This is a genomic window from Pantoea sp. CFCC18179 (genome assembly GCF_059412405.1).
Genome location: NZ_JBNBPM010000019.1, coordinates 44310 through 62301 on the forward strand (window position 1 = coordinate 44310; position 17992 = coordinate 62301).

A 17992-nucleotide genomic window follows, 5' to 3' on the forward strand; every position below is an offset into this window, starting at 1 on the left:
GGATGAAACAATTTTTACTGGCCCCTTCAATCCTTGCCGCTGACTTTGCACGTTTAGGTGAAGATACGGCGAAAGCGCTGGCGGCAGGTGGTGATGTGGTCCATTTCGATGTGATGGATAACCACTATGTTCCCAATCTGACTATGGGTCCGATGGTGCTGAAAGCGCTGCGCGATTACGGCATCACCGCGCCAATCGATGTGCATCTGATGGTGAAGCCGGTTGATGCCTTGATTCCTGAATTTGCCAAAGCGGGCGCCACCTTTATTACCTTCCATCCCGAAGCCAGCGAGCATGTTGATCGCACTTTGCAGCTGATTAAAGAACACGGCTGCAAAGCCGGCTTGGTGTTCAACCCAGCTACGCCGCTTGATTACCTCGATTATGTGATGGATAAGCTGGACATCATTCTGTTGATGTCGGTGAATCCAGGCTTTGGCGGCCAATCCTTTATTCCCGGCACGCTGGATAAACTGCGCCAGGCACGTCGCTTGATTGACGAGAGCGGCTACAACATTCGTCTGGAAGTGGATGGCGGCGTCAAGATTGATAACATCGGCCAGATCGCCGCTGCCGGTGCAGATATGTTTGTTGCCGGTTCAGCCATCTTTGGTCATCCGGATTACAAAAAAGTGATCGACGAGATGCGTGGCGAACTGGAGAAAATTAATGGCTCATTTCACTGATATTCGCGCACTGGCGTTTGATCTCGACGGCACGCTGGTTGATAGCGCGCCAGGTTTGGCACAAGCCATCGATCATGCGCTGGGCGATCTGCAATTGCCGCCGCCGGGCGTGGCGTTAGCCTCAACCTGGATTGGCAACGGCGCAGACGTGATGATGACCCGCGCGCTGACCTGGGCGCTAGGCCGTGAACCGCACGCTGAAGAGCAACGCGATGCGCGTGCGCTGTTCGACAAGTATTACGCCGAAACGGTGGAAGCCGGCAGCACGCTGTTTCCGCAGGTGGTAGAGACGTTAGCGGCGCTGCATGCCAAAGGGCTGCCGATGGCAATCGTCACGAACAAACCGACGCCGTTCGTTGCACCCCTGCTCAAGTCGCTCGGCATTGCCGACTACTTCACGCAGATTATTGGCGGCGACGATGTGGTGGTGAAAAAGCCACATCCCGCGGCGATCTTCCTTGTGCTGGGTCATTTTGGTGTTTTACCGAGCCAGTTACTCTTTGTCGGCGATTCTCGCAATGATATTCTCGCGGCCCAGGCGGCGGGCGTGCCGAACATTGGCATGACCTTCGGCTACAACTATGGCGAGCCGATTGCGACCAGCCAACCCGATTTAACTCTCGACTCTTTTGACGAACTTTTGCCCGCGATCGGGCTGTAATTATCAGGATATAACATGAGCAAACCCATCGTTTTCAGCGGCGCCCAGCCTTCCGGTGAACTGACCATTGGCAACTATATGGGTGCGCTGCGTCAGTGGGTGCAGATGCAGGATGATTTCCACTGCATTTACTGCATCGTCGATCTGCACGCCATCACCGTACGTCAGGATCCGGCTGCGTTGCGCAAAGCCACGCTGGATACCTTAGCGCTGTATCTTGCCTGCGGCATCGATCCGGCAAAGAGCACCATCTTTGTTCAGTCGCACGTGCCAGAGCATGCGCAGCTGAGCTGGGTGCTGAACTGTTACGCCTATTTCGGCGAGCTGAGCCGCATGACGCAGTTCAAAGATAAATCCGCGCGCTACTCGGAAAACATCACCGCGGGTCTGTTTGATTATCCGGTGTTGATGGCGGCAGATATCCTGCTGTATCAAACCAATCAGGTACCGGTTGGCGAAGATCAGAAGCAGCATCTGGAGCTGAGCCGCGATATCGCCCAGCGTTTCAATGCACTGTACGGCGATGTGTTCAAGGTGCCACAGCCGTTCATCCCGAAATCGGGTGCTCGCGTGATGTCGCTGCTTGAGCCGACCAAAAAGATGTCCAAATCTGACGACAATCGCAACAACGTGATTGGTCTGCTGGAAGACACCAAAGCGGTGGTGAAGAAGATCAAGCGTGCGGTAACTGACTCCGAAGAGCCGCCAGTGATTCGCTACGACATCAAAGAGAAAGCGGGCGTTTCGAACCTACTGGATATTCTGGCCGGTGTGACTGGCAAGAGCATCCCTGAGCTGGAGCAGCATTTCGAAGGAAAAATGTATGGTCACCTCAAAGGCGAAGTGGCCGATGCGGTTTCCGGCATGCTGACTGAGCTGCAGGAACGTTATCATCGTTTCCGTAACGACGAAGCGTTCCTCAATCAAGTGATGCGTGATGGCGCAAGCAAAGCGCGTGCACATGCGCAGGAAACGCTGAAGAAAGTCTACGAAGCGGTAGGTTTCGTCGCACAGCCTTAATGTTGGCGACTACTTGGAATGTGAAAACGGCGGGTCATGTGACCCGCCGTTTTTTATTTGATGCGATGTAGCGCCAGTTCCGCGCCATCCCAGAACAAGCGGGCATTGCCATCGGCCAGCACGCTCAATACTGCGCCCGGCGCCGGTCCCCACGCTTGATTGCCACAACTTACGTTGAAACCGTAGCGGAAGGTGAAGTCGCGATCTTGGCCCGTTCCATTGGCAGCGCTGAGACGCGGTTTGCCCTGGCAGTTATCGACAGAAGGATTGATGCTGCGCTCGTCGGTGCCACGCGTCCAGGTGATGGCATTCGGTTTAAACGCCACGCGCGCACCCATAAACTGCGGATCATTCTTGATGTAAAGCTGCCCCACTTCCTTCTTTGGCGTCACCGCCACAACTTGCCATTCACCGACCACGTTTGACCAGGTAACTGGTGCGGCGCTAGCAACCGCGTTCAGTGGCAATAACAATGCATAAACCAGTGAAGCAACGCGCATGTAAATTCCTTAATTTTCGAAAGTCAGCCCATAAACGGAAATAGATAAATATTTTAATACAGTACGGAGGGCTGTTCACTAATTATCGAAAAATAAGTTATTTTAATGCGTTAATGGTATTAAAAGTTATTCATGGCACAGTATTTGAGAGTGCTCTCATTTATCATTTTTATCTGAATATTCAATTATATTGCTTGGAGGAGTATTAGTAATTTATTACTTTTCTAATTTATTTTTATAAATGTGTTTTTTAAAGAGAATTAAGTTTAAATTCATGTTTATAAAAAATTTATGATTGAATTCTAGTGGAGATTTAAAATGACTAAACAAGCAATGACTATGGAACAGTGCCAGCAGATTCGCGGGGGTATCAGCAAACCTCTTCTTGGAGCATTAATTGGTGCTGCTGTTGGTGCTGGAATGGGTGGTATTGGTGGCGGACCTATCGGTGTTGTAACCGGTGCTGTGTCGGGTGCAGTAGTTGGCGCAGTAGGTGGCAGCGGCGCTAAAAAGTCTTGATTTAATAGATTGAGAATTTAATGAGAGTTGCTGGCTTTGCTGGCAACTCCTTAAATTAATTTTACTATGCCTCAATGAATTGTATTTATCATGGCCTATAAATTAGTGTTTTTTTCAATAAGACTTATGGGGTTAATGGATGAACATTAAGCTCACTGAGTGTGTTCAGAAATCTCCATTGAGCTTTAGGGTTTATGCCTGGGTTCTAACACTTGTCACCTTAGTAACGATTGTTTTGCTCATGCAAGGTCGATATGGCAAACAGGAGATAGTTCAAGGGGTAATTAGAGAGGGGTCTTATTATCGTGTTTCACCAAATAAACCCGGAAATGTTGTGAATGTCTATGTGAAGGAGGGGGATGTAGTTAAAAAAGGGGATAAACTGCTCCAGGTTTCTTTGCTTTGGCAAGACTCTAATAATAAAAATACAGATGAAAGCATTTATCAGGAGACAGTTGATCGGCTGGGTGAAATTAAAAAAACTCTTCTGGAGGAAAAAAATAATCTGCATAAAGAGCTATTTGAAATAAATGTTAGGAAGGTGAATTATGCTAAGCATTACAGAGAGGCGATAGAAAAAATAGATTTAATAAAAAGTGATTATTCTAAAAAGAGAGAGATTTACAAATCACAACTTTCTGACTATAACCGTTTGATAAAAAGCAAAGCAATAACTAAAGCCGAGTTAGAAAACATCAAGCAGAATAATGTCGATAACGAACTGGCGATAAAGAAAGTCGATATTGATAAAAACGCTTTGGAAAAGGAACGCGAAGATAAAGAATTGAGTTTTCATCGGATTGAAAGAGAAATCATTCAGAATAGAAGTGTTCTTGAAAAGCGTATTAGCGATATCGATAATGAAGTGAACAGCATCGCATTACAACAAGATTATATTGTTACGGCTCCTGCTGATGCAATTGTGCACGACATTGGCATCAGGCAAGGTGATTATATTGATGGAACTATGCCAGCTGTAATATTAAAAGGAGAGAGTAATGCTCAATCCTTCGCTATTTTATATCTTTCTACTCAGCAAATAGGCTTGCTGGATAAGGATGAAGAGCTTTTTATCCGTGTTGATACTTTCCCATATGAAAATTATGGAACACTAAGTGCTCGTGTTACCAATATTTCTGATACACCAATAAAACTTAGTCTTGATCAAAAAGAATCACTTTTTCGCGTTAAGGTAAATCTAAGCGAAGGACGTGGACGTATTCCATTATTATCATTAAAAGATGGCATGACACTGACAACTTCCTTAAGGCAGCCGCCTTTAACCCTTTTAGAATGGCTATTCTTACCTGTGGTTAAAACGTTAAAAAGAAATCCGGATGTTCTTGAAAAATGATTAAAATAAGAGAAAAAGATATTATTCAGGATGAAGCTTCTGAATGTGGTTTGGCGTGTGTAAGCTATATTACTAGCCTGTTTGGTAATAGCGTAAGATTAGAGCAACTTCGCGATGAATATGATGTTAACCAGGATGGGCTGTCATTTCATCATTTAATGCGAATTTGCTCTGATTACAAGATGATTGCTAAAGGTGTAAAAGTTTCATCTGAGGCATTAAATGAGTTGTCCAAGCCAGCCATACTTCTATGGAATAATTGTCATTTTGTAGTATTAAAAAAAGTGAATAAAAATGGCATTGAAGTTATGGATCCTGCGGTGGGTTCCAGAACATTTTCGCATCAAGAGTCGATGATGTTTTTTTCCGGTTTTGCTCTGGAAATCACCCCGTCACCTGAGTTTTCTTTCCTCAATAAAAAAGAAAAAGAAAAAAAAGATAATACTGATTTTTACAGTTTAACCTCATTCCGCAAAGGACTGAGTCGCTATTCGAGTTACCTTCTTCCGCTATTGGTTTTTGCAATCATTATACAATTGACCAATATAGCAGTGCCAAAATTTCTTTCTTTAGTATTGGACGAAGTTCTTCCCAAGAATGATGAGGATTTCCTTTTTTTACTGATTTACATATTTTCGTTTATTTATGTTATTCAAACCATAAGTAGCTATTTAAAAATAGTCATTTCACAACGCCTAAGAAGAGTTATTTCTCAGATGGAGGGGGTAAATTCTATTCAAAAGCTATTCAAGATGGATTTGAAGTACTTTAATAAACGCATGCCATCTGATATTTTAAGAAAAATAAAGTCTATTGATGTTTTCCATGTTATCTATACACATGGCTGGATTGATATTGCTGTCGAAATTTTCTTTGCTGCTGTATTCATGATGCTACTTTTCCTTATAAGTTTTGAGTTAGCGCTCATTACAGTAGCAATCACTGGTGTGATGGTCTTTACTAGAGTATTACTGGTGCCGAAAATTATGTCGCATCAATACTCGGCATTGGATTCTGAAATTCGTCGTGATAATAAACTTTTAGAGTCTCTGGATAACATTGTTCCGATAAAGATTAATCGTTCTGAACATAAAAAAATAAATGACTGGTTTAGCGAGCATGCAGATCTTGAATCTAGCCGCTCATCAATTGAAAAAATCAACGCATTGATTCAGTTATCATTAAGTACTGTATCGCATTTTCAGACTATGGTGATTATCGGCTACGGTTCCTGGAGTGTCTTGAAGGGAGACACGACGGTAGGGCAATTGATGACATTCGTATTCTATAAGGATTACATGATTGGTAATATACAATCTGCAGTAGAGAATCATGTAAATATTAGAATCTGTTCAGTTGAAGTTAAAAGATTGATGGATATCAACCCCAAAGAAGAAGATTCTAAAGAGTGTTTTAAATTTTCAGGATCTAAATTTCATGAGGAAATTAATGAAATAGCTCTTTCCAATGTCAGTTTTGGTTATTCTAATCTTGATAAGTATATTGTTTCAGATGTGAACTTTTCCGTCTCGCAGGGGCAAAAACTGGTCATTACAGGCCCTTCTGGATGTGGAAAAACGACGATCTTAAACTTACTTTCTGGATTGCTTACTTCATCTGAAGGATCTGTTCTTATCAACGGCATTGAATTGCAGCGTTTTGGACTCAAACAATATCAGGATCAAATTGCTATTGTGTCTCCAGATGACCAGATTTTATCTGGAAGTGTTATTGATAATATTATTTATGAAAGTAACAATATAGATATGCACCTTCTTGATAATTGCATTGAGTCAGCTGATCTAAAAGGGGTTATTAAAAGCCTTTCAGCGGGCCTCAATACAAGACTTGGTATTAATGGTGCAAGGCTATCATCGGGGCAACAGCAGCGCGTTATGTTGGCAAGAGCTTTGTACAGAAAACCGCGTGTTATATTAATGGATGAGCCTACCTCTCATTTGGACAGAAAGTCAGCCGCAGAAATAATAAAAGTAATTAGAGAGTTACCAATGATTTGTATCATTGTTACCCATGATGAATATCTTATTTCTTCGTTTGATAATAATTTGTTTTTAGGCAAGGCGGATTAATGAATAAAATAATCTGGCTATGGTTATTTATAACCAGCAACATTAAGGTAAGAAGTGCTACAGTTTTTGCTGCATTTATCGCGTGGTTAATGCGCAATGATAGAACATACGTACTTGCAATTAAATTAATTAATTTATTTATTCTTTCTTTTAAAGAAAAACTTATTTCATTTTACTTCGCTAACACAGCAGAAGAATTAACCTCAAAAATTATTAAATCTCCTTCACGGTCTTTTAAGGCCGATTTTTTGAGAAGTAAATTGTTGACAGAGGTTATTCGGCAGTACATGGATAGATTCTCATGGACGAATATGTCATCTTTGGCTGAAAGAAAAAGTCATGAGGTTTTTGAGGAAGAGGGCGAGTTAAGTAATTTGTTGTTTTTCACACATACTGGTGATTACTGGATTTCAATCCTGACAGCTGCAAGACAGTATCGAGGGAAAAATTGTAGATTCATCGTTCCTATTTACCAGGAAATTGATGCTGCGTCTCAAGCAATGTATGACAAAATTGCTTATGAAGGTGTTGAAGTCATATTCATGCACATTCATGCCCCAGGTGCATTACTAAAATTAAGTAAACACTTTAAAGATCCCCATTGTGTGATTGCTATTTTTTATGATCTCTCTTGCTATGTTGGCGGTATTTATAACGGTAATGTAGAGCCGGTTTCTTTCCTGGGAAGAAAAGGCTGGATGACGACTGGAATTTTACGTTTAGCTTCTAAATACCGCTCTCATGCTAATTTTGTTTGTTGCCACTATTCATATGAAGACCATTTTTTTATTACTCAATTTTCCCAAAAACATAGCTTAAATAATACCACTGAGATGAGCAGCTTGATGGTTGCTCATCTCGAGTTTTTCCTGAAAACATGGCCAGCACAATGGCATTTTATTAGTAACCTGGATAGTTATTTCCATTTCCCCTGGAGCCAGATATCCACAAAACATACTAATCAAATGGCTCATTACGCACAACTCGAAAAAAAATATTGCCCATCAGGAGAATGATTTTATGCTCAAAATTATCATGATGACTACCATTGCATTATCATTGAGCGGATGTATTTTTACCCCAAAATATGAAAAACCAAAAAGTGTGATAGATGAAAATATGCTATTGAAATCAGGGTCTAGTGGGAGCACATCTTCATTAGTCGATATTCTCGCCCATGATCCGATTTTAACGAATATTATTCATCATGCATTGATTAACAACTACGATTTGCAGCAAGGGATGATCAAAGTTCAATCTTCAATTCTGCAAACTAACAGCGCTACTTTGGATTATATTCCCGCAGTTGCATTTGGTGCGAGCAAGAATATAAACATGACGAGACAGATCTCACCCTTTGATGGCAGCGCTGTACAGCAAAAAAGTAAATCGTATCAAAGTAGCCTTTCCCTCAATTCTTATGAAGTTGATATTTGGGGGAAGAAATTTAATGAGATCATGTCCCTGAATGATCAGAGGAAGGCGTCCGAAAGTGCTGTTGCAGCCATACGTTTGACCTTGATTTCAGAGTTGAGCCGGAATTGGTATGAACTAAAATCTCTGATTAAAAGCTGGCATTTAATGAGCGCTAAACTCTCTCGATTAAATGAAATTGAGGCAACCCTCAAAGAGATTGACAGTTTAGGCCGAATCGATCCTGTCTCAATAGCTAAATTCTCACGTGGTAAAGCTAATGATGAATCCTATTCTTTGACGCTTGAAAAAGAAATAAATACGCGCATAAATAAAATTGAATATCTTTCTGGGATTTACCCTATCCAGATAAATGCGAGCAATTGGAAATCAGAATCAGGAGATTATCAAATACCGGTTGTTAACCAAGAGATATCTTCAAAAATTATCTTTAATCGGCCGGATGTTATTCAGGCTGAAATGAACATTGTTGCTGCTAATGGCTCCATTGGTGCGGCGCGAGCGTCTCTTCTTCCTGTTTTTAACCTATTCGCCAATGCCACACATACTTCGTCATCTTTTGATAATATTCTGGGTAACCTGACCAATAACTGGACGCTGACGCCGTCGATGGTTATACCAATATTTAGTTTGCCCAAAAACTATAGCAACCTAAAACTGGCGGATAAGCAAAAATCTTTAGCGGTTATAGAATATAAAAATGCTGTGGCTCAAGCTTTGATGGATATTAAAGATTCAATTAGTGAAGTAGATGTTGCTGACAAGATTTCAAAATCGTTTTCCGCTGAAGTTGTGCGTAGTAAGCAACAGATGGAAAAAATTGATTTTCGCTTTCAAGCCGGATATGGAGATATCTATTCTCTTTATGAGTCGGTTGATATTTTTCACAGCGCGCAATTGGAGCTTGAGAATGCGCGCCGTCAGAAAATGAGTAACACCCTAATTTTAATTAAAGCGATGGGAGGTTGACGCTGTAATTTAAATATCAGAACCAGCGCAGTTGTTCACGCAGCGCCACCACACGGCCAACGATAATCAGCGCAGGGCTTTCAAACTGTTGTGCCAGCGTTGCCAGTTCTGCCAGCGTTGCGGTTGCTACGCGCTGTTGCGGCGTGGTGCCGTTTTGCACTATCGCCACTGGCATCGCTGCATCCATGCCGTGTTGCAACAACTGCTGCTGAATTTCAGGCGCTTGCGCCAACCCCATATAAAACACCAGCGTTTGCTGCTCGGCAGCCAATTTGCGCCATTCGATCTCGCCGTGCTGCTGCAAATGGCCGGTGACGAAGCGCACGCTTTGCGCGTGGTCGCGATGCGTGAGGGGAATGCCGCTGTAAGCGGCGCAGCCCGATGCTGCGGTGATGCCCGGCACCACGCTAAACGGAATATTATGTTGCGCTAGCAACTCAAGTTCTTCGCCGCCACGGCCAAAAATAAACGGATCGCCGCCTTTCAGACGCACCACGCGTTTGCCGCTTTGTGCCTGCTCGAGTAACACTTGATTGATTTGCGACTGCGGCACGCAATGATTGCCCGCCTGTTTGCCGACGAAGATGCGCTCGGCATCGCGGCGTATCAGATTAAGAATCGGTTCTGACACCAAGCGGTCGTAAACCACCACATCGGCCTGCTGAATATGCTGCAAGCCTTTCAACGTCAGCAAACCGGCATCGCCTGGCCCAGCGCCGACCAACACCACTTCACCTTGTTGCGCAGGCGGCGCATCAAACAAACTATCCACCAAGTCAGTGGCACGCGCGCCATCGCCATTGGCCAGCGTTTGCGCCAGGCGATCGCTGACAAAAAAGCGTTCCCAGAAGGCGCGACGCTGCGCCATGCTGGCAAACGTCTGCTTCACCCGGCTGCGCAACGATCCCGCCAGCGCCGCCAGCTCGCCAAGATGTTGTGGCAGCATCGCTTCAAGTTTTTCACGCAGCAAACGCGCCAGCACCGGCGCGCGTCCGCCGGAAGATACGGCAATCATCAACGGCGATCGATCCACAATCGACGGCATAATCGCGCTGGCTTCCTGCGGCGCATCGACCAGATTACAGAAGATGCGACGCTGTTCCGCGGCAGCGCCAACCTGCTGATTGGCCGCATCATCATTGGTCGCCGCAATCACCAGCCAGCATTCGTCCAACCAGCGCGCATCAAACGCGCCGGTGAGTAAGGTCAGCTTTCCCTGTTGTGCCCACTGCTGAAACGCTGGGGAAAAGTCCAGAGCGCCAACGTGCAAATCAGCACCGGCATCCAATAGCAAACGCGCTTTGCGTTCGGCTACATCGCCTGCGCCAACCAGTAAACAGCGTTTGCCTTGCAGGCGGCAAAACAGTGGAAAGTAGTCCATAGCTGATCCTAAAAAAGCCCGCACGCGGCGGGCTAAAGAAAGTGTTAAACCGATTTGAGCGCAGCGGGTTGCGCTTCAGGCTGCGGGCGCTGCGCCTGCGGTGTGGCGTACCAGTAACCGAGGCCCATCAGCACCATGCCGGAGAACATATTGCCCAGCGTCACCCACAGCAAGTTGTGGCCGATGCCGCTTAACGTGAAGTCGGCATTATGCTGACCAAACCACGACAGCGCAAAGACTGTCATGTTGGCAATCGAGTGTTCATAGCCGGAGGCGATAAATGCCAGTAAGCACCACCAGATGGCGATGAATTTCGCCGTGCCTTCGGTGCGTACCGCCATCCAAATCGCCAGACAAACTAGCCAGTTGCACAGCGCGCCTTTGAAGAACAGCGCCATTGCCGGTTGCGTGGTTTTCGCCAGCGCCGCGCTGTGAATCAGCGATCCGGCATTCGGCAGCAGCGGGCCAGCGGCATAATAGTAAATCAGCGCCACCAGCACCGAACCAAGCAGGTTACCCAGCCAGGTTTGCGGCAACACGCACCACATTTGGCCTTGCTTGATGGTGCCCGCTTTCACACCGATGGTCAGGAACATAGTGTGGCCGGTGAACAACTCGGAACCGGCGATGATCACCAACGTTAACGCGATGCCAAAGGTGGCGCCCATTAACAGTGGACGATAAGCCGGATCGGCCAGATTGCCGAGCGTGAAGATCAGGATGATTGCCAGGCCGACGTACGCGCCTGCCATTGCCGAGCTGATCCAAAAGGCCAGCGGGCTGTGTTGTGCCGTTCGCACGATGCGCGCCGCGTTGGCTGCGCATTTATTCAGGGTGTCAGAAAACATAGTGACGTCTCATAAAGTAAAGGAATTCGTTCAGGTGCAAATTTCGACGCGGCCATTGCTGACGCGCACGGGATAACTCGCCACCGAGCGCGCCGGATCTTCCAGACACACGCCATCGCTCAATCGAAAGCGCTGCTTTTTCAGTGGACTCGCCACCCATAGCGTATGTTGGTGCTCGGCAATCAGGCCGCGCGATAACACGCTGGCCTCGGCGAAAGGATCGATATTGCTTAAGGCGTAAAGTTGCTCATCTTCGTAAGGACGAAAGATGGCAATCTGCTGGCCGTTAATCAGCGCACAAACGCCGGTTGCCGGCAGGATTTGTTGAAGTTCACACACCGAATGCCATTGGCTCATGCGTCGATCTCCTCAATCAGCGTTACGGCAATGCGTTCGTCAGGACGTGCCGGGCGATGCTGATCGCGTTGGTTAATGTGCTGCACCAGCGGATCGCGCTGATCGCTATTAATGAAGGTGTTGAAGTGCGCTTGTTGCTGCGGATCTTGCACGGTAGCAGCCCACTCACACGTCACTTCGCCACGCAAACGGGCAAATTCGCTTTCGAGCTGCTCATTGAGGCCCAGCTTGTCGTCAACGATCACGCTGCGCAGGTAATCAATGCCGCCTTCCATGCTTTCCAGCCACAGCGAAGTGCGCTGCAAGCGATCGCCGGTGCGGATGTAAAACATCATGAAGCGATCGAGGTAGTGCAGCAGCGTGTCGCGATCGAGATCAGCAGCCAGCAGATCGGCGTGGCGCGGTTTCATGCCGCCGTTGCCGCACACATATAGATTCCAGCCTTTTTCGGTGGCGATGATGCCAACATCTTTGCCTTGTGCCTCGGCACATTCGCGGGTGCAGCCAGAGACGCCAAACTTCATCTTGTGCGGGGTACGAATGCCTTTGTAGCGGTTTTCCAGCTCAATGCCGAAGCCGAGGCTGTCGCCCACACCAAAGCGGCACCACACGCTGCCGACGCAGGTTTTCGCCATGCGCAGCGCTTTGGCATATGCCTGACCGGTTTCGAAACCTGCATCAATCAGTTGTGTCCAGATGGCCGGCAAATCGTCACGCTGCGCGCCAAACAGGCCAATGCGCTGCGAACCGGTGATTTTGGTGTAGAGATTGTACTGACGTGCTACCGCACCCATCGCCATTAATCCTTCTGGCGTGATTTCGCCGCCAGCCGAGCGTGGAATCACCGAGTAAGTGCCGTCTTTCTGGATATTGCCGAGGAACAGATCGTTGCTGTCTTGTAATGGCGTGAGTTTTGGTTCGAGCACATATTCATTCCAGCAGGAAGCCAGCAGCGAACCGACCGTTGGTTTACACACTTCGCAGCCGTAGCCCTGGCCGTATTTCGCCAGCAATGCAGCGAATGATTTGATCTCTTCAACGCGGATCAGGTGATACAGCTCCTGACGCGAATAGGGGAAATGCTCGCAAAGATGATTGTTTACTTCGATGCCCTGGCGGCTCAGTTCACCATTCAGCACTTGGGTAATCAACGGAATACAGCCGCCGCAGCCGGTGCCAGCACGGGTTTCAGCTTTCAACGCCGCAACGGTGTGGCAGCCGCCTTGCACCGCTTTGACGATGTCGCCCTTGCTGACATCGAAGCATGAGCAGATTTGCGCGCTGTCCGGCAATGAATCGACGCCCATCACCGGTTTCTCGCCGCTGCCGGCAGGCAGAATCATCAATTCTGGATTTTCCGGCAGCGTAATGTTGTTCAGCGCCAGTTGCAGCAGGTTGCCGTAATCGCTGGTGTCGCCAACGAGCACCGCACCCAACAGCGTGCGGTTGTCTTCGCTGACGATCAGACGTTTGTAGATATTTTTCTGTTCGTCGAGCCAGACGAAGCTACGCGCGCCCGGCGTGCGACCGTGTGCGTCGCCAATACCGCCGACATCCACGCCGAGCAGTTTGAGCTTGGCGCTCATATCCGCTCCGGCAAAGGCATTGTCGTGACCCACTAAGATGTCGCTGGCAACCTGCGCCATCTTGTAACCCGGTGCGACCAAACCAAAAATTCGGTTCTGCCATGCCGCACATTCACCCACAGCAAAAATCGCGGGATCGCTGGTTTGGCAGCGATCATTAATGGCAATCCCGCCGCGATCGCCCAGCGCCAAACCGCACTGTTTGGCCAGTTTGTCTTGCGGACGAATGCCGGTTGAGAAGACGATGAAATCAACATCCAGCGCGCTGCCATCGGCAAACTCCAGCGTTTTACCGCCTTTGGCATGATGGACAATTTGCCGGGTGTTTTTGCCGGTATGCACCCGCACGCCCATTTGCTCAATCTTACGGCGCAGCTGTTCGCCGCCTTGCGGATCGAGCTGTTCCGCCATCAGCACCGGCGCGAATTCAATCACGTGGGTTTCAATACCGAGGTTTTTCAATGCGCCCGCGGCTTCCAATCCCAGCAATCCGCCACCAATCACCGCACCGCGTTTGGTGCGGCGTGAACAGGCTTCAATCGCATTGAGATCTTCGATGGTGCGATAGACAAAACAGTCGCTGCCTTCCGCGCCGCTGATCGGCGGAATCCATGGATAAGAACCGGTGGCGAAAATTAACGTGTCGTAATGCACCGCGCGGCCGGTATTCGAGTGAATCAGTTTTTCGTCGCGGTTGATGGTGATAGCACGTTCGCCGAGCAGCAGATTGACCTGATGCTTTTCATAATAACCAACGCGTACCAGCGAGAGTTCTTCAGCGGTGTGATGGGAAAAATAGGCGGAAAGGTGGACGCGGTCATAGGCGACTCGGGGTTCTTCACAGAAAACGGTTATCGCGAACTGCTCAGCTTCAGCTTTGTCGATAAGTTCTTCTATAAAGCGATGGCCGACCATGCCGTTGCCAATAATAACGACACTGTGCTTGCTCATGCTTGCCTCAAAAATTGCGGTATCTACGCTTACCTTAACGCGGCGCATTTGGCGCTTATTGATGTACATCAAGCGCGCCCTTATATACCTATTTTGAGGTATGTAACTGATTTTGAACGAATTAGTTAAGTGGCTTATTTGGTTGGTAATTGTTCTGGTCACCATAAATGGCGACCCTACGTCCGAATCCTTTTTTCGTGCTAGCTTAAGAGTTTGCGTTTAAAGGAGAAGGGCATGGCAAATCCGTCACTAAAGTGGATCAACAATCTGCGTTTAGCGGGCCAGCAAGGTTTGTGGCAGATCGAAATCGATAACGGCAAGATTGCGCAGATTCATCCGCAGCCTTCTCAAGCGGCGGCGCAAGCGGATGCGTTGGATGCACAAGGCGGTTTAGCCAGCGCGCCGTTCATCGAGCCGCATATTCACCTCGACACCACGCAAACCGCCGGTGAACCCGCGTGGAATCTATCAGGTACGCTGTTTGAAGGCATTGAGCGTTGGGCCGAACGCAAGGCGCTGCTGAGCCACGATGATGTGAAGCAGCGTGCGAAACAAACTCTGAAATGGCAAATCGCCAACGGCATTCAGCATGTGCGCACCCATGTGGATGTCTCCGATCCGACACTGACCGCGCTGCAAGCGATGCTGGAAGTGAAAGCGGAGATGGCGCGGTGGATCGACATCCAGATTGTGGCGTTTCCACAGGAAGGCATTCTCTCGTATCCCAATGGTGAAGCGTTGCTGGAAGAGGCGATGCGCATGGGCGCGGATGTTGTGGGTGCGATTCCGCATTTTGAATTTACACGCGAATATGGCGTGGAATCGCTGCATAAAACCTTCGCGCTGGCGAATCGCTATGATCGGCTGGTGGATGTGCATTGCGATGAAATCGACGATGAGCAATCCCGCTTCGTGGAAACCGTGGCGGCGCTGGCGCATCGTGATGGCAATGGCGAACGCGTCACCGCCAGCCATACCACGGCGATGCACTCTTACAACAATGCTTATACCTCGCGGCTGTTCCGTCTATTGAAGCTCTCAAAAATTAACTTTGTCGCCAATCCGTTGGTGAATATTCATCTGCAAGGACGTTTTGAGAGCTATCCGAAACGGCGTGGCATTACGCGCGTGAAAGAGTTGCTGGAAGCGGAGATCAATGTCTGTTTCGGTCACGATGATGTGTTTGATCCGTGGTATCCACTTGGCACCGCCAGCATGTTGCAGGTGCTGCATATGGGATTGCATGTTTGCCAGCTAATGGGCTACGAACAGATTGATAATGGCTTGCAGCTGGTTACACATAACAGCGCCAAAACCATGCATCTGAACAGTTACGGTATTGAACCGGGCAACGATGCCAGTTTGATTATCTTGCCAGCAGAAAGTGGATTTGATGCAGTACGGCGCCAGGTGCCGGTGCGTTATTCAATCAGAAAGGGCGTGTTAGTGGCGGCGACACAGCCGGCCAGCAGCGAGATTTATTTAGCTGAAAAAGAAGCGGTGACGTTCAAGCGGTGAAAGCAGGGCGGCCCGATTGAGCCGCCGATAAAAATTAATGCGTTACGTGACCATGCTGGCGATGCTTGGTGACAAAGCCCAACAACACACACATGACGAACACCACCGCATACAAACCATTCGCGGTTGAGAGCGCCGCATGTGCGCCACCGGATGCCACAATTGGGCCGGTAACCACAAAGGTCAACATGGTGCCGACAGTGCCGCAGGTCAGGATGAAGTTCACCAGCTTCGGTGAAGAGACCTTGGTTTGCAGCGATCCCAGCGTGATGATAGTGGTGTAAATGGCGCTAGAACTGAAGCCCAATGTCATGATGATCCAGTGCAGCATGTTGGCGTCTTGGGTAGTGACGAACCAGTACATCAAACCGGTCGCCAACGCCGCCAGCACCATCAGGATGCGTTGCAGATCGAAGAAGCGCAGTACGAAGCTGAACACCCACATGCCGACCATATACGCGGTCCAGAAGTTACCAACTAATTGACCGGCGGCGGCAATATCCATGCCCATTGATTTGGTGGCGTATTCCGGCACCCAAGAGATAAAGCCCAGCTGGCCAAGGATGTAGCACAGCGCGGCAATCGACAGGAACAGCACGCCGATGCCCCATTTCTCTTTCTCGATGCCAGGTTTAGCGGCTTCGTTTTTCAGCACCGGGAACTCGATGAACAGCGTCAGTACGAAGATCGCCACGTAAATCACGCCGATGCAGGCGTAAACCCAATACCACGGTAGCGCGCGCGCCAGCAAAATACCGGCGATGATCGGGAAGATGGTACCGGCCATGCTAAAGAATGAGTCGGTGAACAGCAGACGTGCGCCGCGTTGGCGACCATCGTACAGATGGGTAATCAGGAAAGTACCAATCGACATGGTGATACCGCTAACCACGCCGAGCACGAACATGCACAGCGAGAAGATGGTCAGATCGTGGCTGGTCATCAAACCTGCCACGGCGAGAATCATCAGCACGAAGCCAAAAATCAGCTGACGCTTAAGCGGTACAATCACCATCAACCAGGCGTTCAGGAACACCGACACCAAAATGCCCGCATTAAGGAAGGTGAAGGTGTTGCTCATTTCTGAAATAGGACGCTGGAAATATTGCGCGATGTTATCCAGCACCATACCGGTAACAATGACCAGTGCGCCAGTAAGCGCATAGGAGAAATAGCTAATCCAGGTAAGGCCAAGTCGATTGCGGTTTGTCATGTTCTGAACCCGTGAAGCGCCGAGGATGGCAAAAAAGTGTCATGAATTGTAAGTGCTGCTGTGATCTTAATAAACAAAGAGTGTAACAAGCCGGAAATATTTCATTGAGAGTGTGATTTTCGTCACGCAAATGATTGCGCGGCAGCAAAAGTATGACAACTGCAACATCCACGTAAATATCGGTAAAACGCTGGCTCTTGGATTACATGCTCTTTACAATCAATCTCGTTTTTGAGCTAGCTCTCCATGGTAAGGAATCTTTCATGCTTAAACGTACTTTGACAGCGGCAGTTGCCCTGTTAGCGCTCTCTTCCGTATCGTCTGCCGCGCTGGCTGCAAAAGGCGATACACATGTGCTGCTCACCACCTCTGCGGGCAATATTGAACTCGAACTGAACAACCAGAAAGCCCCGGTTTCGGTGAAAAACTTCACTGATTACGTCAATAATGGTTTCTACAACAACACCATTTTCCATCGCGTTATTCCTGGCTTCATGATTCAGGGCGGTGGTTTCACGGCAGATATGCAACAGAAGCAAACCGTGGCGCCGATCAAAAATGAAGCTGACAACGGCTTGCGTAACCTGCGCGGCACCATCTCGATGGCGCGTACCGCAGATAAAGATAGCGCGACCAGCCAATTCTTCCTCAACGTGGCCGATAACGCCTTCCTCGATCACGGTCAACGTGACTTCGGGTATGCGGTGTTTGGTAAAGTTGTGAAAGGTCAGGATGTGATCGACAAGATTGCCCAAGTGCCGACCAAAGATGTCGGTCCGTACCAAAATGTGCCGTCAAAACCGATTGTTATCCTCTCCGCCAAAGTCCTGCCTTAATCGCTTCTCGCGCCATTTAACCGTGGCGCGTCATTTGCTCTCCGGCAAAGCAAAAAATTGCTGCTTATA

At 48.0% G+C, this 17992-nt stretch carries 16 protein-coding genes; 10 read left to right on the plus strand and 6 right to left on the minus strand.

The window, feature by feature from the left end; all coding sequences use genetic code 11:
- Positions 1–2: 2 nt before the first annotated feature.
- The 3 genes from rpe to trpS are packed head-to-tail and all read left to right on the plus strand — an operon-like array spanning position 3 to position 2367.
- Positions 3–686: a ribulose-phosphate 3-epimerase gene (gene rpe, locus ACPUC7_RS22625; protein ID WP_494924646.1), complete on the plus strand. Its 684-nt coding sequence runs from the start codon at positions 3–5 to the stop codon at positions 684–686.
- Positions 670–1347 (plus strand): phosphoglycolate phosphatase, encoded by a 678-nt coding sequence (locus tag ACPUC7_RS22630; protein ID WP_494924647.1) that lies wholly within the window; start codon positions 670–672, stop codon positions 1345–1347. Before rpe ends, ACPUC7_RS22630 begins: the two co-directional genes overlap by 17 nt.
- A gap of 15 nt (positions 1348–1362) precedes the next feature.
- Complete coding sequence (trpS, locus tag ACPUC7_RS22635) at positions 1363–2367, plus strand: tryptophan--tRNA ligase (protein WP_494924648.1); 1005 nt, start codon at positions 1363–1365, stop codon at positions 2365–2367.
- Positions 2368–2420: 53 nt separating this feature from the next.
- Here the strand turns inward: trpS and ACPUC7_RS22640 are convergent, their stop codons facing one another.
- Positions 2421–2867, minus strand: coding sequence for a hypothetical protein (locus tag ACPUC7_RS22640; protein ID WP_494924649.1), 447 nt, complete (start codon positions 2865–2867; stop codon positions 2421–2423).
- Positions 2868–3185: 318 nt separating this feature from the next.
- Here ACPUC7_RS22640 and ACPUC7_RS22645 point away from each other — a divergent pair, with 318 nt between their 5' ends.
- The 5 genes from ACPUC7_RS22645 (at position 3186) to ACPUC7_RS22665 (ending at position 9233) form a co-directional block, all read left to right on the plus strand.
- A complete protein-coding gene (locus tag ACPUC7_RS22645) occupies positions 3186–3386 on the plus strand; it encodes a hypothetical protein (protein ID WP_494924650.1) in 201 nt (66 codons plus the stop codon).
- A gap of 139 nt (positions 3387–3525) precedes the next feature.
- Positions 3526–4740 carry an HlyD family secretion protein gene (locus ACPUC7_RS22650; protein ID WP_494924651.1) on the plus strand — a complete coding sequence of 405 codons (1215 nt, stop codon included), beginning with the start codon at positions 3526–3528 and terminating at the stop codon, positions 4738–4740.
- The gene (locus ACPUC7_RS22655; RefSeq protein ID WP_494924652.1) at positions 4737–6830 is read left to right on the plus strand and encodes a peptidase domain-containing ABC transporter; all 2094 of its coding nucleotides are present in this window, start codon (positions 4737–4739) and stop codon (positions 6828–6830) included. The genes ACPUC7_RS22650 and ACPUC7_RS22655 overlap by 4 nt, the downstream gene beginning before the upstream one ends.
- Positions 6830–7846, plus strand: a complete 1017-nt coding sequence (locus tag ACPUC7_RS22660) for a hypothetical protein (protein WP_494924653.1) — start codon at positions 6830–6832, stop codon at positions 7844–7846. Before ACPUC7_RS22655 ends, ACPUC7_RS22660 begins: the two co-directional genes overlap by 1 nt.
- Before the next feature lie 4 nt (positions 7847–7850).
- Positions 7851–9233, plus strand: coding sequence for a TolC family protein (locus tag ACPUC7_RS22665; RefSeq protein ID WP_494924654.1), 1383 nt, complete (start codon positions 7851–7853; stop codon positions 9231–9233).
- Positions 9234–9249: 16 nt separating this feature from the next.
- Here the strand turns inward: ACPUC7_RS22665 and cysG are convergent, their stop codons facing one another.
- From cysG to nirB, 4 genes are read right to left on the minus strand one after another with little or no spacing between them, the layout of a single operon-like run.
- Positions 9250–10614 (minus strand): siroheme synthase CysG, encoded by a 1365-nt coding sequence (gene cysG, locus ACPUC7_RS22670; RefSeq protein WP_494924655.1) that lies wholly within the window; start codon positions 10612–10614, stop codon positions 9250–9252.
- A gap of 44 nt (positions 10615–10658) precedes the next feature.
- Positions 10659–11462 carry a nitrite transporter NirC gene (gene nirC, locus ACPUC7_RS22675; RefSeq protein WP_494924656.1) on the minus strand — a complete coding sequence of 268 codons (804 nt, stop codon included), beginning with the start codon at positions 11460–11462 and terminating at the stop codon, positions 10659–10661.
- A gap of 30 nt (positions 11463–11492) precedes the next feature.
- Positions 11493–11819 (minus strand): nitrite reductase small subunit NirD, encoded by a 327-nt coding sequence (gene nirD / locus ACPUC7_RS22680; protein ID WP_494924657.1) that lies wholly within the window; start codon positions 11817–11819, stop codon positions 11493–11495.
- Positions 11816–14356, minus strand: coding sequence for a nitrite reductase large subunit NirB (gene nirB, locus ACPUC7_RS22685; protein WP_494924658.1), 2541 nt, complete (start codon positions 14354–14356; stop codon positions 11816–11818). The genes nirD and nirB overlap by 4 nt, the downstream gene beginning before the upstream one ends.
- Positions 14357–14590: 234 nt before the next feature.
- Here nirB and ACPUC7_RS22690 point away from each other — a divergent pair, with 234 nt between their 5' ends.
- Entirely contained in the window at positions 14591–15874 is a 1284-nt protein-coding gene (locus ACPUC7_RS22690; RefSeq protein ID WP_494924659.1) for a cytosine deaminase, read from the plus strand.
- A 34-nt stretch (positions 15875–15908) separates the two neighbouring features.
- Here ACPUC7_RS22690 and tsgA read toward each other — a convergent pair whose 3' ends face one another.
- On the minus strand, positions 15909–17087 hold the full coding sequence (tsgA, locus tag ACPUC7_RS22695) for an MFS transporter TsgA (protein WP_494924660.1): 1179 nt from the start codon (positions 17085–17087) through the stop codon (positions 15909–15911).
- A gap of 263 nt (positions 17088–17350) precedes the next feature.
- Here tsgA and ppiA point away from each other — a divergent pair, with 263 nt between their 5' ends.
- On the plus strand, positions 17351–17923 hold the full coding sequence (gene ppiA, locus ACPUC7_RS22700) for a peptidylprolyl isomerase A (protein WP_343553839.1): 573 nt from the start codon (positions 17351–17353) through the stop codon (positions 17921–17923).
- Positions 17924–17992 lie beyond the last annotated feature (69 nt).